The 25,030-nt window shown below is 55.4% G+C and carries 19 protein-coding genes; 14 read left to right on the top strand and 5 right to left on the bottom strand.

Translation table 11 applies throughout. From position 1 onward, the window contains the following. Positions 1 to 10 precede the first annotated feature (10 nt). Positions 11 to 934 (top strand): ABC transporter ATP-binding protein, encoded by a 924-nt coding sequence (locus F556_RS0111975; protein WP_020617197.1) that lies wholly within the window; start codon positions 11 to 13, stop codon positions 932 to 934. Positions 935 to 959: 25 nt separating this feature from the next. Further along, positions 960 to 2,105, top strand: a complete 1,146-nt coding sequence (locus tag F556_RS0111970; protein ID WP_020617196.1) for an ABC transporter permease — start codon at positions 960 to 962, stop codon at positions 2,103 to 2,105. A gap of 1,020 nt (positions 2,106 to 3,125) precedes the next feature. Here F556_RS0111970 and F556_RS0111965 read toward each other — a convergent pair. The 4 genes from F556_RS0111965 to F556_RS0111950 form a co-directional block, all read right to left on the bottom strand. Further along, positions 3,126 to 4,166: an NADH:flavin oxidoreductase gene (locus F556_RS0111965; RefSeq protein WP_020617195.1), complete on the bottom strand. Its 1,041-nt coding sequence runs from the start codon at positions 4,164 to 4,166 to the stop codon at positions 3,126 to 3,128. Positions 4,167 to 4,225: 59 nt separating this feature from the next. After that, positions 4,226 to 4,804 (bottom strand): TetR/AcrR family transcriptional regulator, encoded by a 579-nt coding sequence (locus F556_RS0111960; protein WP_020617194.1) that lies wholly within the window; start codon positions 4,802 to 4,804, stop codon positions 4,226 to 4,228. 121 nt (positions 4,805 to 4,925) lie between these two features. Beyond that, positions 4,926 to 5,489 (bottom strand): GNAT family N-acetyltransferase, encoded by a 564-nt coding sequence (locus F556_RS0111955; RefSeq protein WP_020617193.1) that lies wholly within the window; start codon positions 5,487 to 5,489, stop codon positions 4,926 to 4,928. 101 nt (positions 5,490 to 5,590) lie between these two features. Next, positions 5,591 to 7,204: a Na/Pi cotransporter family protein gene (locus tag F556_RS0111950; protein ID WP_020617192.1), complete on the bottom strand. Its 1,614-nt coding sequence runs from the start codon at positions 7,202 to 7,204 to the stop codon at positions 5,591 to 5,593. Positions 7,205 to 7,423: 219 nt separating this feature from the next. Here F556_RS0111950 and F556_RS0111945 point away from each other — a divergent pair, with 219 nt between their 5' ends. Further along, entirely contained in the window at positions 7,424 to 7,783 is a 360-nt protein-coding gene (locus F556_RS0111945) for an MGMT family protein (RefSeq protein ID WP_020617191.1), read from the top strand. Positions 7,784 to 7,901: 118 nt separating this feature from the next. Here the strand turns inward: F556_RS0111945 and F556_RS0111940 are convergent, their stop codons facing one another. Continuing rightward, positions 7,902 to 8,777 (bottom strand): AraC family transcriptional regulator, encoded by an 876-nt coding sequence (locus F556_RS0111940; protein ID WP_020617190.1) that lies wholly within the window; start codon positions 8,775 to 8,777, stop codon positions 7,902 to 7,904. A gap of 141 nt (positions 8,778 to 8,918) precedes the next feature. Here F556_RS0111940 and F556_RS0111935 point away from each other — a divergent pair, with 141 nt between their 5' ends. The 11 genes from F556_RS0111935 to F556_RS38555 form a co-directional block, all read left to right on the top strand. Continuing rightward, a complete protein-coding gene (locus F556_RS0111935) occupies positions 8,919 to 9,974 on the top strand; it encodes a Gfo/Idh/MocA family protein (RefSeq protein WP_020617189.1) in 1,056 nt (351 codons plus the stop codon). Further along, a complete protein-coding gene (locus F556_RS0111930; protein ID WP_020617188.1) occupies positions 9,971 to 10,828 on the top strand; it encodes a sugar phosphate isomerase/epimerase family protein in 858 nt (285 codons plus the stop codon). The genes F556_RS0111935 and F556_RS0111930 overlap by 4 nt, the downstream gene beginning before the upstream one ends. Before the next feature lie 43 nt (positions 10,829 to 10,871). After that, positions 10,872 to 11,765 carry a sugar phosphate isomerase/epimerase family protein gene (locus F556_RS0111925; protein WP_020617187.1) on the top strand — a complete coding sequence of 298 codons (894 nt, stop codon included), beginning with the start codon at positions 10,872 to 10,874 and terminating at the stop codon, positions 11,763 to 11,765. 956 nt (positions 11,766 to 12,721) lie between these two features. Continuing rightward, the gene (locus F556_RS0111915; RefSeq protein ID WP_020617185.1) at positions 12,722 to 13,612 is read left to right on the top strand and encodes a carbohydrate ABC transporter permease; all 891 of its coding nucleotides are present in this window, start codon (positions 12,722 to 12,724) and stop codon (positions 13,610 to 13,612) included. A 10-nt stretch (positions 13,613 to 13,622) separates the two neighbouring features. Beyond that, positions 13,623 to 14,510: a carbohydrate ABC transporter permease gene (locus F556_RS0111910; protein ID WP_020617184.1), complete on the top strand. Its 888-nt coding sequence runs from the start codon at positions 13,623 to 13,625 to the stop codon at positions 14,508 to 14,510. A 76-nt stretch (positions 14,511 to 14,586) separates the two neighbouring features. Further along, on the top strand, positions 14,587 to 16,923 hold the full coding sequence (locus F556_RS0111905) for an FAD-dependent oxidoreductase (protein ID WP_020617183.1): 2,337 nt from the start codon (positions 14,587 to 14,589) through the stop codon (positions 16,921 to 16,923). 148 nt (positions 16,924 to 17,071) lie between these two features. Next, complete coding sequence (locus F556_RS0111900; RefSeq protein WP_020617182.1) at positions 17,072 to 18,838, top strand: sensor histidine kinase; 1,767 nt, start codon at positions 17,072 to 17,074, stop codon at positions 18,836 to 18,838. Then, the gene (locus F556_RS0111895) at positions 18,831 to 19,601 is read left to right on the top strand and encodes a response regulator transcription factor (protein ID WP_020617181.1); all 771 of its coding nucleotides are present in this window, start codon (positions 18,831 to 18,833) and stop codon (positions 19,599 to 19,601) included. Before F556_RS0111900 ends, F556_RS0111895 begins: the two co-directional genes overlap by 8 nt. A 145-nt stretch (positions 19,602 to 19,746) precedes the next feature. Then, on the top strand, positions 19,747 to 22,767 hold the full coding sequence (locus F556_RS33790) for a polysaccharide lyase 8 family protein (protein WP_020617180.1): 3,021 nt from the start codon (positions 19,747 to 19,749) through the stop codon (positions 22,765 to 22,767). Positions 22,768 to 22,906: 139 nt separating this feature from the next. Then, on the top strand, positions 22,907 to 24,250 hold the full coding sequence (locus F556_RS0111885) for an ABC transporter substrate-binding protein (protein ID WP_026297248.1): 1,344 nt from the start codon (positions 22,907 to 22,909) through the stop codon (positions 24,248 to 24,250). A 518-nt stretch (positions 24,251 to 24,768) separates the two neighbouring features. After that, positions 24,769 to 25,030: hypothetical protein (locus tag F556_RS38555; RefSeq protein ID WP_211222570.1), on the top strand; the 262-nt coding region annotated here is incomplete at its 3' end.

The following is a 25,030-nucleotide window of genomic DNA, read 5'->3' as shown; positions in this document are numbered from 1 at the left end:
AGGGCATGTCATGAGCTACGTGCTTGAAGTGGAGCGGGTTGTCAAAACCTATGGCCAGACACAGGCGCTGAAAGAGGCCAGTCTGAAGGTCAGAGAAGGCACCTGCTTTGGGCTGCTGGGCCCCAATGGCGCCGGTAAGTCGACGATGATGAAAATGATTACTGGCATTCTGCAGCCGGACCGGGGCACGATCCGCGTCTTTGGCCAGGAGAACCGCAAACCTATGGATGCCATTCGCAGCCAAATAGGCTACGTCCCGCAGGAGATCACGCTGCATGACGAGCTGAGCGCCAACCAGAATCTGAAGTTTCTCGGCCAGACACAGGGCGTACGTGGAGCGGAGCTGCAGCAGCGGCTTAGCGAGGGACTGGCGCAAGTCGGACTCTCTGACCGTGCGAAGGATACAGTCGGCAGTTACTCCGGCGGCATGAAGCGGCGGGTCAACCTGCTGGGGGCGCTGCTCCATCAGCCCAAGCTGGTGATCCTCGATGAGCCGACGGTCGGAATCGACCCGCAGTCACGCAATCTGATTTTTGAAATGATCAAAGAATTGCGCGGCCGCGGGACAACGATTATCTATTCGACGCACTACATGGAGGAGGTGGAGGCGCTCTGCGACGATGTCGCCATTATCGATCATGGTCAGGTGATTGCCCAGGACAGTCTGCATGGCCTATTGGATCAGCATGCGACGCAAGCGGTCTATGTCGAAGCGGAAGGGCTGGAGCAAGCGCCCGAGCTGGCAAGTGTCAGTGAAGTAACGGCCAAGGGCAGAGGCTGGGTCCTGCAGAGCGCGGAGCCGCTTTCGGTGATGCAGCAGCTTACCACCCTTTTGGTTGGTAAAGGTTCGCGCGTCCGGGCGCTGGAGCTGATGCATCCATCGCTGGAGAGCGTGTTCCTGAAGCTGACGGGTACGCAGCTGCGGGATGGATAAAACGAATCAGGAGAGGAGGGATCGCATGGTACGGACAATCGCGAGTAAAGAGATTGCGCTTCAACTCAAGGATAAATCGGTTATTTTCTGGCTATTCGTATTACCTATCGTATTCATTGTTATCTTCGCATCCATCTTTAATGCATCGGGTACGACAAGCTATACGGTGCCTTATTATGATGCAGACGGGTCAGGGCAGTCGCAGCAGTTGGTTGGTATTCTGGAAGGGATTGATGGCTTCGAGCTGGAGACGGATGCCGAGCGTCCGCTGCAAGAGCAACTGTCTCAGATTAGTGAAGGCCGCCAGACGATGCTGCTGGTTATTCCGGAAGGGTTTGGCGAACGGATGATGAGCGGCGAACAGGCCGAAGTCCAGTTGCATCGGGATGCTACCCAGGATGCGGCTGTTGGACCCGTGCTGGGGGTTCTGGAAGGCGTGGCTGGCAGGTACCAGGAGGAAAAGCTGCGGGCAGTCATGACCGAGTATGTGCCCGGTGAAGCCGTAGAGGGTCTACTGGCCGCACCGGTGACCGTGAACGACATCCGCGAGCAGGCGACGGAGAACGATCCGATTGCACAGATCGTGCCGGGCTACACCGTCATGTTTGTTTTCTTCGCCATGATCTCGATGATCACCCGATTCTTGAAGGACCGCAGCTCCGGGATGCTCTCCCGGCTGCAGGGAACGACGATGAAGCCCCGTCAATACCTGATGGGCATGTGGATTCCCCACATACTAATCGTCTTCATTCAGTCGGCGGCCCTGCTGACATTTGGCCGCGTCGTCTATGGGCTGCAGTTGGGTAATCTACTGGCGCTCTCGGTCATTGTACTGGCTCTGGCGATCTGCGTCACGGGACTGGGGCTGATGCTGTCGATGGTGGTGGGCAGTGAGAACATGGGACTTGGACTGGTGCAAATCATTGCGCTCGGCGGTGCCATCCTCGGCGGACTCTGGTTCCCGTTCGAGATGCTGCCGGCATTCGTCCAGACCATGGGCCAATTCACACCACAGTACTGGGCACAGCAGGGCCTGCAGGATGTGCTGCTCCGCGGAGCAGGCGTGGGAGACATCTGGCCCAACCTGCTTATCTTGCTCGGCTGTGGCACCGTTGGACTGGCACTGGCCGTCACGGCCTTCCCTCGCTTTGCCCGCAAGGCGGCGGCGTAGGGGCCGTAGTCCATTGTTGGCCGTGAATGTCACAATGCATAAGCAAAAGAGCTGGCAACGAAACCGAATGGTTTCGAGCCAGCTCTTCTTGTCATTCATGTGAGGCATATATCAGGTGCACAATGTTACTTGAAATGCGCCGCTCGGCGGGATTCCGCTGAATGAGGTGCACAATGTTACTTGAATTGCGCTTTTCGGCGGGATTCCGCCGAATGAGGTGCACAATGTTACTTGAATTGCGCTTTTCGGCGGGATTCCGCCGAATGAGGTGCACAATGTTACTTGAATTGCGCCGCTCGGTGGGATTCCGCCGAATGAGGTGCACAATGTTACTTGAATTGCGCCACTCGGCGTGCTTCCGCCGAAATAGGTGCACAATGTCACTTGAATTGCGCCGCTCGGCGGGATTCCGCCGAGTGGGGTGCACAATGTTACTTGAATTGCGCCGCTGGGCGGATTTTCGCCGAATGAGGTGAACAATGTTACTTGAATTGGGCCGCTGGGCGGGAATCCACTGAATGAGGTGCACAATGTTACTTGAATTGCGCTGTTCGGCGTGCTTCCGCCGAATCAGGTGCACAATGTTACTTAAATTACCCCACTCAGCGGGAAGCCGCCGAGTGGGGTAAGCAATACAGGCTGTTGTAATGGCCGAAGAGGCACGGAATCGAATCTGGTCCACGCTTTCTGAAAGAAAGCGACTTCGGGAGCATACGCTGCGGAGCGTTCGCCTGAAAGCTTTTCGTAGGAAAGCTAGCTTCGAAAGCATAGGCTGTCCCCGGATTGTGGGCCGCTAGAGCGGTTAGAAAATCAAGAAATCTGGGGACAACAGCGATTGGAAGATCGATCCGTGACCGTAGGTTCCAATAACAACAGTCCTATATTTCGCTGCTCGGCGCAATCCCGCCCCAAAGCCGATCTGCTGCCTCAGCCCAGGCGCCGCTTGCGACGGATGCGCTTGGCCGCGCTGCGAAGAGAGAGCAGCGGGTAATAGCCTTCCCAGAGCAGATCGTGAGCTGTTCAATGCAGCGTCTGCAATGCCTCCGCTCCAAACGGCTGCAGCTCATCTGTGCGGCCTTCTCGTACCTTGGCAGCCCAAGCTGGGTCCTGCAGCAAAGCGCGACCTACAGCAACAAGGTCAAACTCTCCCTGCTCCAGACGTTCCAGGAGACGATCGATTCCCTCACGTTCAGCGCCTTGCCCTTCGGCGAACAGACGTGTGAACTCGCTATCCAGGCCAACCGAGCCTACAGTAATCGTTGGCTTGCCGGTCAGCTTTTTCACCCAACCAGCGAAGTTGAGGGAAGAGCCTTCAAACTCCGGCTCCCAGAAACGGCGGGTCGAGCAATGGAACAAGTCCACGCCAGCCTCAGTGAGGGGAGCGAGGAACTCGCCCAGCAGCTCGGGGGTTGGTGCCAGTTTGGCCGTGTAGTCGCTGGATTTCCACTGCGAGAGCCGCAGGATAATGGGGAAATCTGGACCTACAGCCTCGCGGCAAGCCGCAACAACCTCAGCAGCGAACCGGGTACGGGCCAGCATACTGCCACCATAAGCATCCGTCCGGGCATTTGTTTGCTCCCACAGGAACTGGTCAATCAGGTACCCGTGCGCGCCGTGCAATTCAATCCCATCGAATCCGATCCGTTGGGCAGCAGCCGCCGCCTCGGCGAAGCGTTGGATCAGCCCATTGATGTCCTCTTGGGTGAAGTGATTGACATCGCCATGGGTCCCCATGTGCCAGATTTGCGGAACAATTTTGCCGCCTGCTGCATGGACGTCCTCTACAACACGAGCCCAGCCTGCGAGTGCCGCTTCTCCGTGAAAGTGCGGTACACTTGGTTGATTCGACGCTTCGGGGTGATCGATGACCGTACCTTCAGTGACGATGAGACCTACACTATTCTCCGCACGGCGGCGGTAATAAGCAGCTACATCGGGGCCGGGTACGCCCTCTGGCGAGAAGCCGCGTGTCATCGGGGCCATCACAATGCGATTCTTCAAGTGCAGCGGACCTGCGGTAAATGGAGCAAATAACGGTTGAACGGATGAAGATGTAGACATAAATAGCCTCCTGAAATGGTTGATTTTTGACTAACTGGTCAAGAAAAGGGCAAAAAAAATTAAGGCGCCAGTAAAGAAAACGCAGTCTTCAAAACGGCGCCGGACTGGTCGGCGGAAACGCCTGATTTGGCCAGAACCTGCGAGCCTCGAATGACATTGGTCAGATGAGCGGCAAGTTCAGGGGCCGTATGACGACGTGTGATCTGCTGCTGATCTTGGCCACGCACGATGATGGTGGAGAGGATTCGTTCCGTCTCGGCATACATCGTTTCGACTTCACGCAGAACCTCCTCATCGCTGCTGCCGAACTCAAGCGCGGTATTAATAATAAGACAGCCTTTGCAGTTCTCATTAGTATAGCCCAAAACGAGATTGCCTACCGCCTGCAGTTGCTCCATTGGCGGCGCTTCGTCAGAGGCCAGCTCTTCCAGTTGGGAGATACTCTGCTCACGATAAAGCGAGAGAGCCTTCAGGAACAAGGCACGCTTGTTCTCAAAGGCGCCATACAGACTCTGTTTCTTGACTCCAGTTGTCTCTGTCAGGTCGTCAAGACAGGTTGTTTGAAAGCCCTTCTCCCAGAATACTTCCATACATTGATGGAGCGTACGCTCCACATCGAATTCTCTTGTTCTGCCCATGCAGCTACCTTATCACTTTCTTGACCGCATGGTCAAGAACAAAAAATAAAGAAGTGCATCTTCCAGTATGAAGATGCACTTCAGGGAAGTGACGGCAAGAAAACACAGTCCTTCATCAAGACTACCGTTTCCAGACGTCGGCGTACTCGGCATGGCGTTTGAACTGGGTCAGCACATACGAGCAAGTCGGCACAATCAGCTTATTCTCCATGCGAGCAGCAGTTACAACACGCTGTAGCAATCGCTGGGCAATATCCCGGCCGCGATATTGGGGGATCACATAGGTATGGTCAGCTGCCCAAGTATGATCATCTAGCGGGGTATAGGTGATTTCGCCGACCAGACCGTCCCGTCCGTAGATGACATATCCATTGCCTTCCTTGACCATCTCGAACCGCTCAGCTTTGGCATCGGATTCTATGGGGTCGTCGGTTTTGAAGGTTTGACGCAGCTCTTTCAGGTCTCCCTGGGTGGCCTGCTTCAGCTCCTGGAAATTCGTTTTTGCCTCATCCATCGAAGCGCTCAGATCTTCGCGGGTTTCCTTCAGCTCCCCCAGCGTCCCCTTCACATATTCTGCTGATTGTTTGGCTTGCTCAATGGTACTTTGAATATCCGTTTTCATCGCATCCGTTGCTTGCTTGATGTCATTTATATTTTCCTGTAATTGCTGAATAGGTTTTTTCATAATGGACCCTCCTTAAAAGGATGTATCCATCATTACCCGGTTTGCTGAAAATATACACATGGGCGCCAAACGCAATATGAACAATTCTGCGTAAGCTCGGTTTAGTCCATTTTCAGGACATACTCGGCAATGTTCTTACTGTGGTCACCCACACGCTCCAGATTGCTGATGATATCAAGGAAGATCGCACCGGAGTTGCCGGAGCAAAGATTCTGGTTCAGGCGGTTGATATGCGCGGCCCGATAATCTTTTTCCATGCGGTCCAGTTCAGCCTCACAGTCCATTACTTCCTTGGCGACTTCACGGTCATGGTGCTCCAAAGCGTAGATGGCTTTGCCTACCGTCTGGTCCGCCAGCTCCAGCATCTGCTTGAGCTCTTGCTCAGCATCCTCGGAAATGTCCACTTTGTTCTCAGTGCAAAATTGCGTGAGCTCGACGATATTCTCGGCGTGGTCACTGATTCGTTCAATATCATTAACGGTGTGCATCAAGCCGGTTGCGCGCTCAGACTCTGATTCCGGCAATCCGTTTTGATGAATCTGCACCATGTAATCGGTAATTTTTCGTTCCAGCTCATTCACCAGTTGTTCTTTTTGCAGTGCCTTGTTCGCCAGCTTCACATCCTTGCGGAAGAAGTAGTTGGCTGCATCCTCCAATGCTTCCCGGGCGAATTTGCCCATCCGGAGAATCTCATGCTGCGCTTGTCCCATTGCCATAGATGGCGTAGCCAGCAGGCGGTTATCCAGAAACTTGGGTGCAAACTCCAGGTCCTCGGACTTGCCTGATACCAGCTTAGTTACAATCCAAGCCAGGAACGGAATCAGCGGGAAGAATATAATGGTATTGGCAATATTGAAAAAGCCATGAGCATAAGCGATTTGGAGGCGTACATTCACATCCGCACCGATCCACATAATAAAATTATAGACAAGTGGTAAGGCAAACATAAAAATAATTACGCCTAACACATTGAATACGACGTGCACGAGAGCGGCTCGTCTTGCAGCAACACTGGCACCAATCGAAGCTAGAACTGCTGTAATCGTTGTTCCCAGATTATCCCCGAACAGGACGGGCAGCGAGTGTCGGAAGCTGATCATGCCTTCATCCGCCAGGGTTTGCAGAATACCAATTGCTGCAGTAGAGCTCTGAATGATGACCGTAAATATTGTCCCGGCAATGAGCCCGAGAATCGGATATTGAGACATGTCAACGATGAAGTCTGAGAATTCGGGCAGTTTACTGAGTGGTTTGAGCCCACTGCCCATCGTGGACAAGCCCAAGAAGAGCATACCGAAGCCGAAGACGACTTGGCCAGCATATTTTACCTTTTGACGTCCAATAAAGAAGAGCAGTATCGCACCTAAGCCGATAATTGGCAGGGCATAGGATTCGATCTTGATGCCGACAATGAACGCAGTCATCGTCGTTCCGATATTGGCGCCCATGATGACGCCGATGGCTTGTCTGAGTGTCATGAGTCCGGCATTAATCAAGCCGATGGCCATAACCGTCGTGCCTGTTGATGATTGAATAAGGATCGTTACTACAATGCCGAATAGCACACCCAAGAAAGGGTTGGACGTATACTTCTCCAATAACCCTCGCATTTTGTCTCCTGCGGATTTCTGGAGTCCGTCCGACATGTATTTGATGCCGAACAAGAAGATGCCCAAACCGCCGATAAATTTAAAAGCCACATCCTGCCAATCCACTTACTCTCCCCCTGTAACGAAAAAGATTGTTGTAGTGCATACCACCCTATTATAGAGAAATTTACGAAAGGTTAACATTCTTTTTCATAAAGAATGCTGTCGAAAGATGAAAATCTCCTCATTTTTGTGCCGAATGCACCCGTTAATGCGGATAAGGCATGCTATAGTAAAGCAAAAAACGCCTCCAGTTGGAGACGTTAACGAACGGAGAGAGACCAGATGCAGCCATTCACCGCACAAGTCATCCATATTATTCAATCCATCCCTGCCGGCAAAGTGATGACCTATGGTCAAGTTGCCGCGTGTGCAGGTCAGCCAAGAGGCGCCAGACAGGTCGTGCGAATTCTGCATAGCATGAGCGAAGCCCATCGCCTGCCATGGCACCGCGTCGTTAACCGGCTGGGCGAGATCGCACTGGCCGATCCTGACGGCCGCATGAGCCAGGAGCTGGCGCTGGAGGCGGAGGGCGTCGAGATCACCCGCGGCCGAGTCGACCTCGAGGTGTACAGGTATACACCTGGAGAGGGGGAGACAGAAGGGAATGAGGCGGGAGGGAGCGACCCGGAGCCAGTGAAATAGAGCGGGTCGCTGCCGAGTGGCACACCTTTCTTCCTCTAGTTGCTCGCACGCCGGCCACGTGCCAGCTGCAACGCACCATTCTTCCTCTACAGCCGCCGCCTGGCCACCGTGGCGCGTTTTACGACCGCAGGCGCTTGCGGATCTCCGAGGGTGAGGTCTGGCGGACCTTCTTGAAGGTGCGGCTGAAATAGTAGATGTCTCGGAATCCGACATCGAGGGCAATTTCCGAAATCGTCATACCAGTGTTGTGCAACAGGTACTCGGCCTGGCGGAGCCGGATTTCGTTGACATATTCCGTCACCGTGCGGTCGGTCAGCTCCTTGAATACCCGGCTGAAATGAAAGCGACTCAGGCCCGCCTGATCCGCCAACTGAGCAACGGTAAGCTCCTCATCATAGTGCGTCTCGATGTAGTCCAGCACGGGCTGAAACCGCTCCAAGTGGTGACGCCGCTGCTTGTAATCGCTCTGCGGCAGACGGGTGGACACATGCCGGCGCAAGAGGAGCGTCATCATGCGGAAGAGATGAGATTTGACGGACAACTCGTAGCCAAGCTCCCGCTCCCGCAGCTCTTGAATAATGGAATAGATGCAGGCGCAGATGTCTCCATCCGCAGGCAATTTATTATGAAAAACAATATGATTGCGTGTAATAGGTGTAATAAATTTGGTCTCCGCCGCATCAAGTGAGGCACTATGCAACAGAGATGGGTCGAGAATCATCACATAATAAGACAAATCCTCCGACAGGCTGAAACCGTTGTGCAAATCATGGCTGTTCACGATAACCAGCTCGCCTTCGCTCGCCGTCAGCCGCTCTGAATTGCACTCGACTGCGAGTGTGCCGGACTGAATGAACAGGATTTCCAGATGCTTGTGCCAATGCGTGGGGAACATGACCCGGCCATACCCGTGCGCTTTGCAGAGATTCACCTTGATGGGGAAATCGGGATCGGGCATGTCCATGGGTTCCAGCAGCGCCAGCGGCTTTTTCATCATACAGCCTCCCTTGAATGATAAGCTCGACTCTCACAGCACAATTGTGCAAATGTAGAGCAGTCTACGTCATGGAGACGCTTCTCACCTCATTATATGATAAAGGCATAGTCTATAGCGAGCAGGAGGAGATTATTGGTTATGAGTCAATTCAAAATTGGAGTCATTGGTGCCGGTTCCATCTCAGAAATGCATTTGGGTTCGTACAAGAACAATCCGGATGCTGAAATTTTCGCCATCTGCGATCTGAATGAAGAACGGGCCCGGCAAAAAGCAGAAAAATATGGGGCTTCCCATGTCTATACCGATTATAACGAACTGCTCGCCAATCCGGAGATTGACGCAGTCAGTATCTGTACCTGGAACGATACGCATGCCCAGATCAGCATTGCAGCTGTTCAAGCAGGCAAGCATGTACTGGTCGAAAAACCACTCTGCCGCTCGGTCGAGGATGCACTTGAGGTGCAAAAGCAGGTTCGTGAAACGGGCAAGCTTCTGCAAGTCGGCTTTGTCCGTCGTTACGATCCAAACGTTACCATGCTGCGCGAGTTCCAGGACAACGGGGAGTTCGGTGAGATCTATTATGCCAAGGCATCGCTCATTCGTCGTCTGGGCAATCCTGGCGGCTGGTTCTCCGATGTGGAGCGCTCTGGCGGCGGACCGCTGATTGATATCGGTGTCCATGCTATTGACCTGTGCTGGTACATGATGGGCCGTCCGGCGGTCAAGTCGGTCAGCGGCAATACGTATCACAAGCTCGGCAACCGCGCCAACGTCCGCAACTTGTCCTTCTACAAGGCGGCAGACTGGAATGCGGATCACAATACAGTGGAAGATATGGCTAACGCGATCATCCGCTTCGAGAACGGCGCTTCGCTGATGGTGGACGTGAGCTTCACCTTGCACGGCAAGAACGAACAATCCATTCGTCTGTATGGTGAAAAAGGCGGCATCGAGATCGAGCCGGAAGTATCCATCGTTACCGAAAAATACGACACCATCCTCAACATTCAACCGCAAACCGATCATAGCGGCTTCCAATTTGAAGCGGCGTTCCAAGCGGAGATCGATCATTTTGTACAATGCCTGAAGAACGGCACGGAGCCAATCAGTCCGGTCGAGGACGGCGTACAGTTGATGCGCATTCTTCGTGCAATCTACGAATCTGCGGAGACTGGCAAGGAGGTGCAGCTGTGAAACTCGGAATCAGTACCTATAGCCTCTTCGGAGCTACCAAGACGGGTGAGATGACGCTTCTGGACGTCATTGATTATATCGCCAATATCGGCGGTGAGCATGTGGAGATCGTTCCGCTCGGCATTACGCTGACCGAACATCCGGAGCTCGTCCAGCAAATCGTAGAGCGGGCTGCTGAACGTAACATCGAGATCTCCAACTATGCAGTAGGTGGCAATTTCAGCGGCAAGTCTGCCGCAGAGATAACGGAGGAAGTCGAGCGTCTAAAAGCCGAAGTCGACGTTGCCGCGGCACTCGGTGTTTCCCTGATGCGTCATGATGTTGCTTCATCGCAGGACATCTCGATCGCGCATTTCCTCGAAGAGCTACCGACCATTGCAAATGCATGCGCCGAAGTAGCGGACTACGCAGCAACCAAGGGCATCACGACCAGTGTAGAGAACCATGGATATTATGTGCAGGCGAGCGATCGCGTACAGGCACTGGTGAACACGGTCAATCGTCCCAATTACAAAACCACACTGGATATCGGCAACTTCATGTGCGCTGATGAAAACCCGGTGGTTGCCGTGGCCAAGAACATCGGTATGGCTTCGATGGTTCACCTCAAGGACTTCTACCTGCGTCCGGCTGCAGACAACAAGGGCGAAGGCTGGTTCCGTACGAGCCATGGCAACTATCTGCGCGGCGCGATTGTTGGCGACGGAGATATCCCGATGCGCGAGGTATTGCGGATCGTCAAAGAATCCGGCTACGACGGCTACCTCTCGATCGAGTTCGAAGGCATGGAAGAATGCAAACGCGCAACCAAGATTGCGCTGGATAACGCTCGTGCGATCTGGGACAGCATTTAATATATAGGCAGCCATATACTACACCCCGAAGGGAGCATTTGCTATGAGTACAATCTATAAGCATAAGATTGGTGTGATCGTCGATAGTTTCCGCCTTGGCGTGAAGGAAGGCCTGATCAAGTCCAAGGAGGTCGGCGCGGACGGCGTACAGATCTACGCGGTACAGGGAGAGATGGACCCGGCCAACCTGAACACAGCGGCGCGTAAAGAGATGAAAGATTATATCGCCTCGCTGGGACTGGAGATCTCCGCGCTGGTTGGCGACCTGGGCGGCCATGGCTTCCAGGACCGCTCGGTCAACAAGGAGAAGATCGAGAAGTCCAAGCGCATCCTCGATCTGGCCGTTGAGCTAGGCACCAACGTGGTGACTACGCATATCGGAATCGTGCCCGATGACGAGAATAGCGAAATCTACGCATCCATGCACCAGGCTTGCGATGAGCTGAGCAACTATGCGACCTCGATGGGCGCATACTTTGCGATCGAGACGGGTCCGGAGCGCTCCGCGCATCTGAAGCATTTCCTCGATCAGCTGAGCTCCAACGGTCTGTCCGTCAACTTCGACCCGGCCAATATGGTCATGGTTACTGGCGACGATCCGGTTGAAGGGGTCTACAACCTGCGTGACTACATCGTTCATACCCATGCCAAGGACGGCATCCAGCTGCGTCCAATCGACCCGCGCGATGTCTATGGCATGCTGGGCTATGACAAAAACACCGGCATGAACCACGAGACCATGGCTACCATGGTCGAGGAAGGCGAAGCTTTCCGTGAGGTACCGCTGGGTGAAGGCGGCGTGAACTGGCAGGCTTACCTGGAAGCCCTGACTGATATCGGCTACAAAGGCTACCTGACCATTGAGCGCGAGGTCGGTACCAGCCCCGAGGCTGACATCTCCAAGGCCGTTCAATTCCTGAAGAAGCTGCAAGGTTAGTTGGAAACGAGGCTCAAGGTCATGGATCGTTCTTCCGATCACTGTTGTCCCCAGATTTCTTTCTCATTAACCCCTTTAGGGGGTGAAATCCGGGGACAGCGTATGCTTTCGAAGCTAGCTTTTCTTCGAAAAGCTCTGAGGCGAACGCTTCGCAGCTTATGCTCCCGAAGTCGCTTTCTTGCAGAAAGCGTTGACCAGAATCGATCCTGCCCTTTTCGGTACGTTTCAACGAAAATAAATAAAAAAGCAACGCCCCGAGGTCGGGAAGACCTCGGGGCGTTGTTTGCGTTTTGGGCTGAGTCATGGTTGACTAACAACTCGTATGGTGCTCGTCTGCTTGATAGTGACTAATGCTAGGGGTGGGAGTCGTGAGTTATACCCTCTAACGCTTGTACGGAGAGTGTCGATTCATGCGGTAGGTTATCGCTTATCACTCAGCTTATATTTTTGCTGTAACGGTCACCACAGCCGCTATTTCGCCCAAATCGAGTCACTTTGAAGTCTAACGGCCACCAGCGCAGTTATTGGAGGGTTTTCGAGGCTACAGCGGTCTGTTTGGCCACAATAGGCGCATATATGGCCGTTAGAAATGGTGAGCTCCCTTTTTAGGGCAAATAAGCGTATATACGGCCGTTAACCGGGAGGGCAGCAGCGAGGACGCTCAGGGTAGGCGATGCCTAGCAATAGGTTGGTGGATGGACATCCTAAATTCTGGTTTCTGACATTCGCCTATCATCCTACCAGATCCTGTAGGAACCGACAAGGCTCAGGTAGATTTCTGCGCCACAACGCTATCAACCCAATACAGTGCCATTACTGCACAATAGCGTTCCTTATACCCCGCCGATGCCGTTGCTACAATGGGATTACATTAGAAGAGAAGGGCATCGCCGGAGCCATGTTAACTAGCCTATTCCACTTCGGCGAGAGCACCCGGCAGGACGAGGAGGATACCTGTGAAACGATTACGAACCGGGATACATGATCATCATCCGATCGGCTATTTGTTTGTACTGCCGAGCATGCTGGGCATCACGATGTTCTATTTGGTGCCGGCACTGATGTCGTTTGTGATGATGTTTACCGACTATTCCTTTATGAACCGCGGTCAGTTGAATTTTACCGGACTTGAGAATCTGGAGCGGCTCATGAATGACCCTTCATTCCACAATGCCGTGGGCAAGACGCTTGTTTTTCTGTTGACCGTTCCGGCTTCGATCATTCTGGCGTTCCCGATTGCCTACATGCTTAACCAGAGCGTGTACCTGAAAAAGCTGCTGCGCACGTTGTATTTTCTCCCCTATATTATGAATGGGGTGGCTATCGCCTTCGTCTGGATGCTGCTGTTCCATCCGAGTATGGGACCGATCAACGGCGTCCTCCGACTCATCGGCATCGACAACCCGCCGGGATGGATGGCTGAGACAAGCACGGCAATCTATGCGATCGCGATTATCCAGGTGTGGATTATGATCGGCTACAACATGATTATTTATCTCGCGGGGTTGCAGGATGTACCCAAGGAGCTGCTCGAAGCTTCCAAGATCGACGGCGCCAAGCTGTGGCACACGATCCGGTATGTGACAATTCCGCTGGTATCGCCAACGACTTTCCTGCTCTTGATTACGGGATTTATCTCCGCCATCAAGACGTTTGGCATCATTCAGGCCACCACTGGCGGCGGCCCCGGAGAGTCGACGAGTGTTCTATCGATCTACATTTACAAAACGGCGTTTCGTTATTACGAGATGGGCTATGCCTCCGCGATATCCTGGATGCTGTTTGCCATCGTCATGCTGATCATGCTGCTGAACTGGATCGGCCAGCGACGCTGGGTTCACTACTGAGGAGGTCCCCATGAAACCAACCACTGTAACCGCCCGCGGGGCAAGCTCTATCCGAAAAGGCCATTCCGTACGTGAAGGACTCCAGCTCTGGAAGGTACTGCTGACTGCCGTTATGCTGGGGATGGGTGTCCTCCTGCTGCTTCCTTTTGTGTGGATGATCTCGACTTCGTTCAAGACACCACTGGAGGTATTCGACTTCCCTGTTCAATGGATTCCGGAGCAGTTCATCTGGCGTCATCATCAGAATGTCTGGACCGGCCCGATGAACTTTGTCTCGTTTTATGTCAATTCACTGCAAGTCTCCATTATATCGACGGTTGGTGCAGTCGCTTTCGCTGCACTGGCTGCCTACGGCTTCTCCCGAGTGAAGTTCCGGGGGCGCGAGCCCATGTTCCTCATCTATCTGTCGATGATGATGGTCCCGCCGCAGATTCTGTTCGTGCCGAAGTTTGTGCTCTTCGAATGGTTGGGCATCTACAACACGCACTGGGCGCTGATTCTGCCGGGCATGTTTACGATCTTCGGGGTGTTCCTGCTGCGTCAGTTCTTCATCACCGTACCCCAGGAGATTAGTGAGGCTGCTTTCATTGATGGAGCGGGTCATCTGAAAATTTTCTGGCATGTGATCCTACCGCTCGCCAAGGCGCCGCTGGCAACCCTGACCATCCTGGACTTCTCCTGGCATTGGAACGATTACGAGAACGCCTTGATTTTCCTGGTCGACAAAAGTCTGTACACGGTGCCGCTGGGCTTGCAGAACTTCGTATTAGAAAACTCGGTGGACTATAACGGCATGATGGCGGCTGCGACGGCGGCGATGATTCCGATGATTGTGGTCTTCCTGCTGGGCCAGCGCTTCATTATTGAAGGGATAGCCAGCGGCGCGGTCAAGGGCTGACCGGATTCCGTACCTCTTCGGCACTTTTTCACCAAGCTGGTATTACACATTACTATTTACAAAGGAGTTCCCAACCATGGCAAAACAGCTACACCAAACGTATGATGTGGTCGTTGCAGGCGGCGGGCTCGCCGGCTTCTCGGCGGCTATCGCAGCGGCCAGACAAGGGGCGCGAACCTGTCTGGTTCAGGACCGTCCGGTGTTCGGCGGCAACTCATCCTCCGAGATCCGGGTGTCGCCGCATGGCGCAGCGTGCTTCCACGCGTATGCTCGGGAGACAGGCATCATCTCGGAGCTGCTCATTGAGGAGCGGGCCCATAATCATGAGCTGATCACCGAGAATGGCTGGACCAACAGTGTCTGGGATATGACCATGTATGATATGGCGATGCAGACGGAGGGACTGACTTTTCATCTCAATACCTCTGTCCTGGGTGTGACTATGGGCGATGAGGGCAAGCTGCGTTCGATCCGGTGTTATACACACAATGCGGAAGTCGAGCTGATCCTTACGGCCGAGCAGTTCATCGACTGTACGGGCGACGGGGTACTGGCCGATCTGGCAGGCTGCGAATGGCGAATGGGCAGCGAGGGCCGCGATGAATACAACGAGCCGCATGCACCTGAGCAGGCAAACGCCGATGTCATGGGCAACTCCATTCATTTCAAGGCCAAGGATATGGGGCGTCCCGTACCGTTCACGCTGCCGGATTGGGCCATCCATTATGAGGATGCGAGCTTCTTCTACGAGCAAGGGCGTCCGCCTTATGATATCCGCAGCGGTTACTGGTGGCTGGAAATCGGCATTCCTTGGCATACCATTGATGATGCAGAGCAGATCCGCCATGAGCTGACGCGCCACACACTGGGGGTATGGGACTGGATCAAGAACCGGGACCCCAACACCCGTGAGCTGGCAGCCAACTATGCGCTGGACTGGATCGGGCAGGTGCCGGGCAAGCGGGAGAGCCGCCGCATAATGGGCAAGTATCTGATGACCGAGCATGATCCGATGGGCCGGACGGTGTTCGAGGATGAGATTGCCTTCGGCGGCTGGTTCCTGGACCTCCACACACCAGGCGGTCTGCTGGCACCGACGAGCGAGCCGACCAGTGCAGAGCATTACGACCAGACGACCGACTATGCGGTCAAAAGCTATTGCGGCCCCTACGGCATCCCGCTGCGCGTCTGCATGTCCAAGGACGTAGACAACCTGATGATGGCCGGCCGCAATGTCAGCGTGACGCATGCTGCGCTGGGGACGGTGCGGGTCATGGGCACGACGGCGCTGATGGGGCAAGCAGTTGGTGTCGCGGCTGCTACGAAGGTGCGTGAGGGTCTAAGCGGAGAGGAGCTGTTGGCGCAGAAAATGGAATTCATCCAACAGACGCTGCTGCGTGATGGTTGTTTCCTGCCTAATGTCAGCAATCAGGATGAGCAGGACCTGGCCCGCACCGCGCGCATTACTGCAAGCAGTGAAGCCCTCTCGCACGGCGTTGGGCCACACTCCTCCGGCACAGCCGAGCTGCTCGTGGATTGGAAGGAGACCAAGCCCAAGGCGCCTGAGGCGCCACAGCATCCCTATGATCGGGATCGCCTGGTGCGCCGTGTTGGCCAGTGGGTGGCGGTTGGCGATCAGCAGGTGGAGCGACTGGAGGTCTGTCTGAGTAATCTGTCAGGCGAGCCGCAGCAGGTACAGGTCGTCATTCATGCCGTAGAGGGCATCTGGGATTACCGCACGGACCCTGGCCAGCCGCTAGCGGAAGTCGTGCTTGCTGTTCCCATCGGAGATGAGGTGTGGATGCCGCTGAAGCTGGACTTGCAGCCTGGTCGGGACTATCCGGCGCACAGTTACCTGCGGATCGATCTGCTGGCACAGGAGCAGGTGGCCTGGATCAAGGCCGGGACGGTGATTCCGGGTCATACAGCGGCCTACGAGATTGGCAATGGCAAAATGCGCAGCATCAAGGAAAACCGCAGCTTCCGGATCTTCCCGCCGCAGAACTGCTACACGCCTGCACAAGTCCAGAGCGGGGTAGCCCGTCCTCACGGCTCCACCAATCTGTGGCGCTCCGATCCACAGCAGCCGCTGGAGCAGTGGCTGGAGCTGCAGTGGCAAGAGGCGCAGCGTATCCGCAGCGTGGAGCTGACGTTTCCGGGTCATCTGTATCATGAGTATCATCATTATCCGCCGTTCTATCGCGATCCGCAGTGTGCCAAGTCATATAGCATCCAGGCCTGGCAGGATGACGCATGGGTCGAGGCGGCAGTGCAAAGGGACAATTATCAGCGTCGCAATGTGCTGCGTCTGGGTGGCGAGGGCGGCGTCGTAACGGATCGGCTGCGTGTCCTAATTCACGAGACCAATGGCGACCCTTCGGCTGCGATCTACGAGATTCGCTGCTACAGCTGACAGCCAGCAGGCTGCCCGATACGGGTGGCCTGATTTGCCATATCCGGGACCCGAAGGGTCTGCTATACTGGGCAGTATCAATGATGTACGGAAGGACAGAGTGCCGGTGAACTGGAGACGATGGTGGCCCGAGAGTTTGAAATACCGTATGTTTACGGCTTATATTCTATTGGTTGTCGTGCCATTCTCGGCGCTGTGTCTGGTTGGTTTCCACAAGATCGAGCAGGTGCTGAAGCAGAATCAGATTGGCCAAAATTCACGGGAGGTCGAGAGCTTTCGCAGCGATTTCCTTGATCTGACCGGGTTGATGACCAGGTCGCTCATTCTGATCTCCCAGAACCCGGCCTTTGAACAGTACCTTGGCCCGGAAGGCCAGGCCGCCCCACATGAGGCCAGACGGGAGATCAACCGCAATCTGGACTCGCTGGCCAATTCCTTTTTCCTCTCGACGCCCTCCGTCTATATGACCGTGGTGGATGGGGCAGGGCAGGCTTACTTTAACTACACGCCCCGGCAGGCCATCGACGGTGCGGCACTGTATGAGGAGATCACCGCCGAGCTGTCTATGAACGGGGGACGGGCCAGCTACTATTGGCAGGAGGCCCCTACTTATGTAGCCAAAGATATCGTGCAAGCGGAGACGATGCTGACGATTGATGCGCTGCTGCTGGACGATCAACGCCAGCCGTTCGGTGCTTTGCGAATCAGCATCGATCACCAGCGCTGGCTCACCCAATGGTCGCGCTCTGCGGATGCGCAGGCGGACTACCTTGTCATTCATGCCGGCAACCAGCCGGTCTTCCGCAGTCGGGATGAGGCCGGAATGCCTGCGGAGCTGTCTGCCCGGCTGGCGGCAGAGCTGCAGTCGTATCCGGATAAGACCGTCTATGAGACGAGCGATCAGGAGGCGGCGATGTACCTGGCCAGCTATATGCCGGCCCTGGACTGGATGCTGGTGAAGAAGATTTCTCTGGAGGAGATGTTCGCCGAGACGAATGCCATCAAGCGCAATGTCCTGCTGGCTGTGCTGGCATTCACTGCCCTATTCATTGCAGCGACGCTGCTGCTGTCCTCGGCCGTCACCAAGCCCCTTCAGAAGCTGCGCTACCAGATGGGCAAGGCGGCAGACAATGAGCTGCGGGTGACGCTGCCGACGGAGCCGTACAGCGGCGAGATTCTCCATCTCCTGACGAGCTTCAACCGCATGATTGCGGATATCCAGAGCCTGATCTACCGGCTCAAGGTCGAAGAGCGGCAAAAGGAGTCGGTGCGGTTTCAGATTCTAGTTTCCCAGATGGATCCACATTTTCTGCTCAATACGCTGAACCTCATCAAGAGTCAGGCGATGAAGCATCAGGACCGCGTCACCTTCGATATCTGCGTGTCGCTGGGACTGCTGCTGGAGACCAGTCTGAATACGGAAGTCGATCTGGTCCCGCTCGAGCAGGAGATTAGCTTCACGGAAGCCTATATGCATATTCAGAATACGCGGTTCAACGGGCGGTACCAGTTGGAGATCAGCCATGATCCCTCCCTTTCCTACGCGCTGGTGCCCAAGTTCACGCTGCAGCCGCTTGTGGAGAATGCAATTCTGCACGGCTTCGCCGATGCGCCGGAGGGTGGCAGAATTGCCATCGATATCGCCAGCAGTGAAGGACGGGAGCTCCGGCTGCTCGTGAGCGACGATGGACGCGGCGTAGAGGCTGCCAGGGAGGCAACTGCCCAGTCGAGAATCAAGCGCAAGCGCAAAGGGATTGGAATAAGCAATATTCGGGAACGTCTGGAGCTGCTTTACAGAGGGGGAGCATCGCTTCATCTGCATTCAGGCGAGGACGGACGGGGAACGACGGTGGAAATCCGTATTCCGCTGCTGGTATCAGAGCCTTACCGGAGGGAGGGAACAGAGCATGTATAGCGTGTATCTGGTGGAAGACGAATCGTATGCACTGGAGATGCTGAAGCATCTGATCGTCTGGGAAAAGCATGGATTTGCCATCAAGGGGGAATTCAGCAACGGGGCTGACGCCTATGCGGCAATGCAGCAGGACATGCCGGATGTTGTTATTACAGATATCGTCATGCCCGCCATGGACGGAGTGGAGCTGCTGCGCCGAAGCCGGGAGTCCGGCTGGGATCCGGCATTTATCATGCTGACCTGTATGTCTGAGTTCGAGTATGCCCAGCAGTCACTGGAGCATGGGGCGATCGGCTATGTGCTGAAGCTCTCGCTGCGTCCGGAGCGGCTGGTTGAGCTGCTGGGCAAGGCGAAGGCGAAGCTGGAGCAGCGGGACAAGTGGAAGAAGCTGCATGCCATCAGCCATGCTGTGCAGCTGGAGACCGGCGAAGCGGCGGAACGCCTGACGGATCATCCCCAGGTGGATCGGATCGTCGCCTACATCTCGGAGCATTACAACCGCGAGATTACCCTGGGGGAGCTGGCCAAGCTGGTCAATATGGAGCAGACCTATGTCAGCAATGTGTTCCGCAAAAAGACAGGCCATACGATAACCAACTTCACGCAAAAGGTGCGTGTCGAAGCAGCAGTGCATGAGCTGCTCAGTACGACGCTGCCGGTATCAGCCATCTCGCAGCGCTGCGGCTTCGCCAATGATAACTACTTTATCAAGGTGTTCAAGCGCTGGACGGGCAAAACGCCCAGTGATTTTCGCCGCTCCTAGAGCTGCTAGTTCCTGGGCATGACCAATCTCCCAAAATCGTAGCACCAGAACCCAAATGCGTGCCTATCCGCGAGAAAGGCAGGCATGGTACACTCACTATTGCAAACGCTTCCAAAAATAAATTTAATAAGGAGGTAATGAAGGTATGACAAACGTAAGGCGTGATTCCAGGCGGGGCTGGACCCTGCGGACAGGCATGGTGGTATTGCTGGTGTGCCTGGTGTGGGGCGGCTTGCCAGGGCTGTGGTCGGCCCCTTCTGCAGCAGCGGCGGATCGGTTCGATGTGCTGCGTGACAAGTGGAAGGTGATGCTGACAGGCGGGGCGGCAGCCGCAGGCAGCGATCCAGATATCATTGCTAAGCGGACGGCAGTCAACCAACTTGCTGAGACGTACTGGGATGCCATGGACACCTCTGCCACCAGGACGTGTCTGTGGACAGACCTCTGCAGTCCCACCAATTCCAGCCACATCACGAGCAGCTATGCCCGTCTAAAAGACATGGCGATCGCTTATGCTACCCCAGGTGCTGCGTTAGCTGGCGATCCGAATCTTCTGGCGGACCTGTTGTCAGCACTGGATTGGCTGCATGCCAATCGGTATAACGCCAGTTCGACCGTCTACAATAACTGGTGGGACTGGGAAATCGGCACACCGCTGCGGCTCAATGATGTGATGGTTCTGCTCTATGATGAGCTGGGAGCTACCCGTATTGCGAATTATGCAGCGGCCATCGAGACCCATTCCCCCGTCGTTGAGATGACCGGGGCCAACCGCGTATGGAAAATAACAGTGGTGGGGCTCAGAGGCGTCATTGTGAAGGACGCGGCCAAGCTGGCTGCAGCCAGCGGCGGACTGAGCAGCGTATTCACTTATGTGACAAGCGGCGACGGTTTCTACGCGGATGGTTCGTTTATTCAGCATTATCAATATGCGTATACCGGTGGTTACGGCTTGTCTTTAATTAGCGATATTGCTAATGTGCTGTATTTGCTGGACGGTTCCGACTGGGAGGTCAATGACCCCAAGCTCGGCCATGTCTACCGTTGGGTCTACGAGGCGTTTGAGCCTATCCTGTACAAGGGATCGCTCATGGATATGACTCGTGGACGTGAGATTTCACGGGCCCTCTATCAGGATCATTATGCGGGCAACCGGGCACTTCAAGCGATCCTGCGGCTCTCCCAGACGGCGCCTGCAGCTGATGCTGCTGCATTTCGAAGCCTGGTCAAAGCTATGATAGCCGAGGATACGTTCTATCCTTTTTTCACCTACAGCAGTATGTACAATATGGTTCTGGGCAAGCAGTTGATGAGCGATACCTCTGTGGTCCCGCGGCCAGAGCCTCGGATGAATCATGTGTTTGCGGGCATGGACCGGACGGTTCATTTGCGGGAGGAATACGGATTTGGAATTAGCATGTCGTCTGAGCGTGTCTACAACTTCGAGTCCATCAATGGGGAGAACCGCAAGGGCTGGTTCACCGGAGACGGCATGACCTATTTGTATAACGGTGATCTGTCCCACTATAGTGATGACTATTGGGCAACCGTCGATCCGTATCGGCTGCCGGGTACGACGGTCGATACCAATCCCCGGCTGGACGGCTCGGGTTATGAGTATCTGAGCTCGGCCAGCTGGGTGGGTGGTGTAAGCCTGGAGGGGGCCTACGGTGCCACAGGGATGGAGCTGGACGCTTGGGGCAACACCTTGACCGCCCGCAAGTCTTGGTTCATGTTCGATGATGCGATTGTCGCACTGGGTGCGGGAATTAGCAGTACGGACAATCGGCCGATCGTGACCAATGTCGATAACCGCAAGTTAATCGGCGCCGGCACTGAGTTGTTAACCGTGGACGGCGTGCCACAGCCCACAACGCCAGGCTCTGCACAATCGTTGGTTGGTACGCAGTGGGCTCACTTGGCGGGAGGCGTACCGGGCTCAGACATGGGCTACTACTTCCCGGACGGGGCAACGATCGAGAGTCAGCGTACCGCCCGTCAGGGCAGCTGGCAGCAGATTAATACGACGGGCCCTAGCACGATGATTACCTGGACCTTCCAGTCCCTCCGGATCAACCATGGCCTCAATCCGACAGGTGCTTCCTATAGTTATGTTCTGCTGCCGGGGATGTCGAGTGCACAGGTAGAGGCTTATGCGGATGACCCTGGTGTGACTGTTCTAGCCAATACGTCGGCTGTTCAGGCGGTCCGGAATGAAGGACTGCAGGCAACGGGTGCGAACTTCTGGACGACAACGGGTGGCAGTGCTGGCGGCATCACGAGCAGCGGCCAGGCCTCGGTCATGACGCGGACCTCGGCGAACGAGCTGCACGTGGCCGTCTCCGATCCGACACAGAAGGCAGCGGACTACCTGATCATCGAGTTGGATCAACCGGTGACCAGTATTGTATCGGCGAGCCCGGGCGTCTATGTCACCCGGTTTGCTCCTACGACCAAGTTGTACGTGGATGTGCAAGGCGCCAAGGGGGAGAGCTTTGAAGCGACACTCAGCCTAACTGTACCGCCTTTGGGTCCAGGTACGGATGTAGCCGAAGTCCCGGATAAGAGCGATTGGTTGTTCCATGATAGCTTCACATATGGGACAGCTACACGCTGGGAGCCCATCAACGTGGCAGCAGCGGGCACGACACCTGCATGTGGTTCAGGACATTGGAACGTGGCCCGCATGGGCGCTGCTGACTTTGCCTACGTGACCAGTCAGCCTGCCGGAGAGTGCCGCAGTCTGATTCGGAACGTGAGCGCCTCCAACTACAGCATCGAGCTGACTGGCGGGGCGACGCAGTTCTCCGCGGGAGGCAGCGCGCTGACCATGATTGGCCGGTATGTCGATGCGCAGAACTATTATCGCTTCGGCTTCACCGCGACTGATGCGGCAGGCAACGGCAACTGGCGCATTCTCAAGCGGCAGAGTGGCGTATGGACCGTGCTCGCGACAGGGCCGGCCGTGAACGTATCGACGGCGGCTGACTACAAGGTCAAGGCTGAACTGCAAGGTTCGCAGCTACGTCTGTACGTAGACAGCGGCAGCGGCTATACGCTGCAGGCCTCGGTGACCGACACCAGCTTCGCGACGGGACGGACGGGACTGCTCACGTTCAAGGCGGGCAGCCGGGTCCAGGAGATGCTGCTGCGCTCGCTGCCTTAATTGGAGCTTTCCCCAAAAATGTCGCATTACAACCCAATTGCGTTCCTATTGCGAGGGCAGGCCGGGTGATAAGATAGAGCTAGCAACAGACAGCCGGGTTTGCTCATAGGGGCTGACAGACTAAGGGAGGTTATGCAAGGTGAGGGGAAAACAAAAATTACTACTGACATCCATGCTGGCGTTATCGGTATTTGCAAGCGGTTGCGGGGGCAACAATGGTGGCGGTAATGGTACGGGCGGCAATACGGAGCCAGTAACGCCGGGCACCAACTCAGGTTCAGGTACAGAGAATGCACAGACCATCACGCTTAAATTCTGGGGTGGTGTTCCGGAGGAAGCGGGACCGCTGGATATGGTTCAAGCCTGGAACGAAGCCAATCCGAATGTTCAAGTCGAATATGTACGCTACGTCAATGACGACAGCGGCAATCTGAAGCTGGACACCGCCCTGGTGGCTGGCGAGAGCATCGACCTGTATACCAACTACGCCAAGTTCATGCTGGAGAAACGGGTGCAAGCGGGTAGCGCCCTTAATCTGAGCGAGCTGGAAGGCTATGATATTGAAGGCAAGATGGGTGAGCAAGTGAAGGATTGGCAGTTCGATGGCAGCTATTACGGTCTGCCGACGGTATCCGCCAAGACATTTATCTGGGTGAACAAGGATGCCCTGGATGCAGCCGGGCTGCCGTTGCCTCCGCTGGATTGGACGCAGAGCGATCTGGCGGAATACGCGAAGAAGCTGAGCGAGAATCACCTCTATGGGTATGTGCAGCCGACCAGCATGTACGCCTTCAACATCGACGGCGAGCTCCAGAACGAATTCGTCAAGGACGGGAAGTCCAACATGGATACGCCAGTCGTTCGCGGCTCACTGGAGACATGGCACCGCATGATGCACGAGGACAAGAGCATACCCACTTACGGTGAGCAAGTGGCGACCAAGCTGCCGGTGGATGCTTCCTTCCTGAAAGGGGAAGCGGCTATGTTCGGCGCGGGCAACTGGATTTTCCGCAATGCCAACAACCTGACGGATTATCCGCGTGACTTCAAGATTGCCTTCGCTACGGTGCCACGGCCAGACGGTGGGCGCGACGACTTCCGGATCGAAGGCGGACTGAGCGACGTGGTCGCGATCAACCCGAATTCGGCCTACAAGGAAGAGGCGTGGGCGTTCCTGCAGTGGTACGCAGATGAAGGTGTGACGTATCTGAGTAAGGGTGGTCGCATCCCGGCCTCCGGCCAGATCGACGACAGCGTCACCCAGGCCAAGCTGGTCGAGGGCAATGAAGAGCTGTACGATCTGGAGTCGCTGGGCAACGTCCTGTTCGGCGAGCAGGAGAGCTACATCAACACCGTCCCTGTCCAACTGAACGACCTGCGCTTCGAAGAGATAGAGAACTATTTCCTGAATAGCCGCGATCTGGACCAAACGATGGAGAACATCGTCAAGCGCCACAACGCGCTGATCGAGCGTGGCGGCTAAGGTAAGGGGCTAGTTTTCGCGGAGTGCAGCGTTCTTTAGGAGAGCGGAAGGAAGCTTGCGTGTGGCGCAAGCTACTCTAGCTAGAACGCAGTATTATCAGCTTGCAGGAACGTGTATAGCGCTCCGCAGTGTGACCCCCGGTACCCCATCCTCTGGATGGAAGCCGGGGGTCTTTTTGTTGCGCAAAGGCTTGGATCGGCGGTAGGTGGCTCGTGCAAGGCAAGAAACTTTCGTTGGAGAGGTGGTACGGAGGTGGGTGGCGCGTGCAAGGCAAGAAACTTTCGTTGGAGAGACGGTACGTAGGTGGATGGCGCGTGCAAGGCAAGAAACTTTCGTTGGAGGGGCGGTACGGAGGTGGGTGGCGCGTGCAAGGCAAGAAACTTTCGTTGGAGGGACGGGACGGAGGTGGGTGGTGCGTGCAAGGCAAGAAACTTTCGTTGGAGGGGCGGCACGGAGGTGGATGGTGCGTGCAAGGCAAGAAACTTTCGTTGGAGAGGCGGTACGGAGGTGGGTGTCGCGTGCAAGGCAAGAAACTTTCGTTGGAGAAGCGGTACGGAGGTGGATGGCGCGTGCAAGGCAAGAAACTTTCGTTGGAGGGGCGGTACGGAGGTGGGTGGCGCGTGCAAGGCAAGAAACTTTCGTTGGAGGGACGGGACGGAGGTGGGTGGTGCGTGCAAGGCAAGAAACTTTCGTTGGAGGGGCGGCACGGAGGTGGATGGTGCGTGCAAGGCAAGAAACTTTCGTTGGAGAGGCGGTACGGAGGTGGGTGTCGCGTGCAAG

It is taken from the genome of Paenibacillus daejeonensis DSM 15491, from assembly GCF_000378385.1.
GTDB classification, from domain to species: domain Bacteria; phylum Bacillota; class Bacilli; order Paenibacillales; family Paenibacillaceae; genus Paenibacillus_D; species Paenibacillus_D daejeonensis.
This window is presented reverse-complemented; position numbering and strand designations above follow the sequence as displayed.

What these genes read in the sequence shown, in the direction of transcription:
- F556_RS0111925 (WP_020617187.1), top strand. Translation starts at nt 10,872, where the DNA reads ATGAGTACAATCTATAAGCATAAGATTGGTGTGATCGTCGATAGTTTC.
- F556_RS33790 (WP_020617180.1), top strand. Translation starts at nt 19,747, where the DNA reads ATGACAAACGTAAGGCGTGATTCCAGGCGGGGCTGGACCCTGCGGACA.
- F556_RS0111945 (WP_020617191.1), top strand. Translation starts at nt 7,424, where the DNA reads ATGCAGCCATTCACCGCACAAGTCATCCATATTATTCAATCCATCCCT.
- F556_RS0111895 (WP_020617181.1), top strand. Translation starts at nt 18,831, where the DNA reads ATGTATAGCGTGTATCTGGTGGAAGACGAATCGTATGCACTGGAGATG.
- F556_RS0111905 (WP_020617183.1), top strand. Translation starts at nt 14,587, where the DNA reads ATGGCAAAACAGCTACACCAAACGTATGATGTGGTCGTTGCAGGCGGC.
- F556_RS0111960 (WP_020617194.1), bottom strand. Translation starts at nt 4,804, where the DNA reads ATGGGCAGAACAAGAGAATTCGATGTGGAGCGTACGCTCCATCAATGT.
- F556_RS0111970 (WP_020617196.1), top strand. Translation starts at nt 960, where the DNA reads ATGGTACGGACAATCGCGAGTAAAGAGATTGCGCTTCAACTCAAGGAT.
- F556_RS0111935 (WP_020617189.1), top strand. Translation starts at nt 8,919, where the DNA reads ATGAGTCAATTCAAAATTGGAGTCATTGGTGCCGGTTCCATCTCAGAA.
- F556_RS0111965 (WP_020617195.1), bottom strand. Translation starts at nt 4,166, where the DNA reads ATGTCTACATCTTCATCCGTTCAACCGTTATTTGCTCCATTTACCGCA.
- F556_RS0111955 (WP_020617193.1), bottom strand. Translation starts at nt 5,489, where the DNA reads ATGAAAAAACCTATTCAGCAATTACAGGAAAATATAAATGACATCAAG.
- F556_RS0111900 (WP_020617182.1), top strand. Translation starts at nt 17,072, where the DNA reads ATGTTTACGGCTTATATTCTATTGGTTGTCGTGCCATTCTCGGCGCTG.
- F556_RS0111940 (WP_020617190.1), bottom strand. Translation starts at nt 8,777, where the DNA reads ATGAAAAAGCCGCTGGCGCTGCTGGAACCCATGGACATGCCCGATCCC.
- F556_RS0111975 (WP_020617197.1), top strand. Translation starts at nt 11, where the DNA reads ATGAGCTACGTGCTTGAAGTGGAGCGGGTTGTCAAAACCTATGGCCAG.
- F556_RS0111910 (WP_020617184.1), top strand. Translation starts at nt 13,623, where the DNA reads ATGAAACCAACCACTGTAACCGCCCGCGGGGCAAGCTCTATCCGAAAA.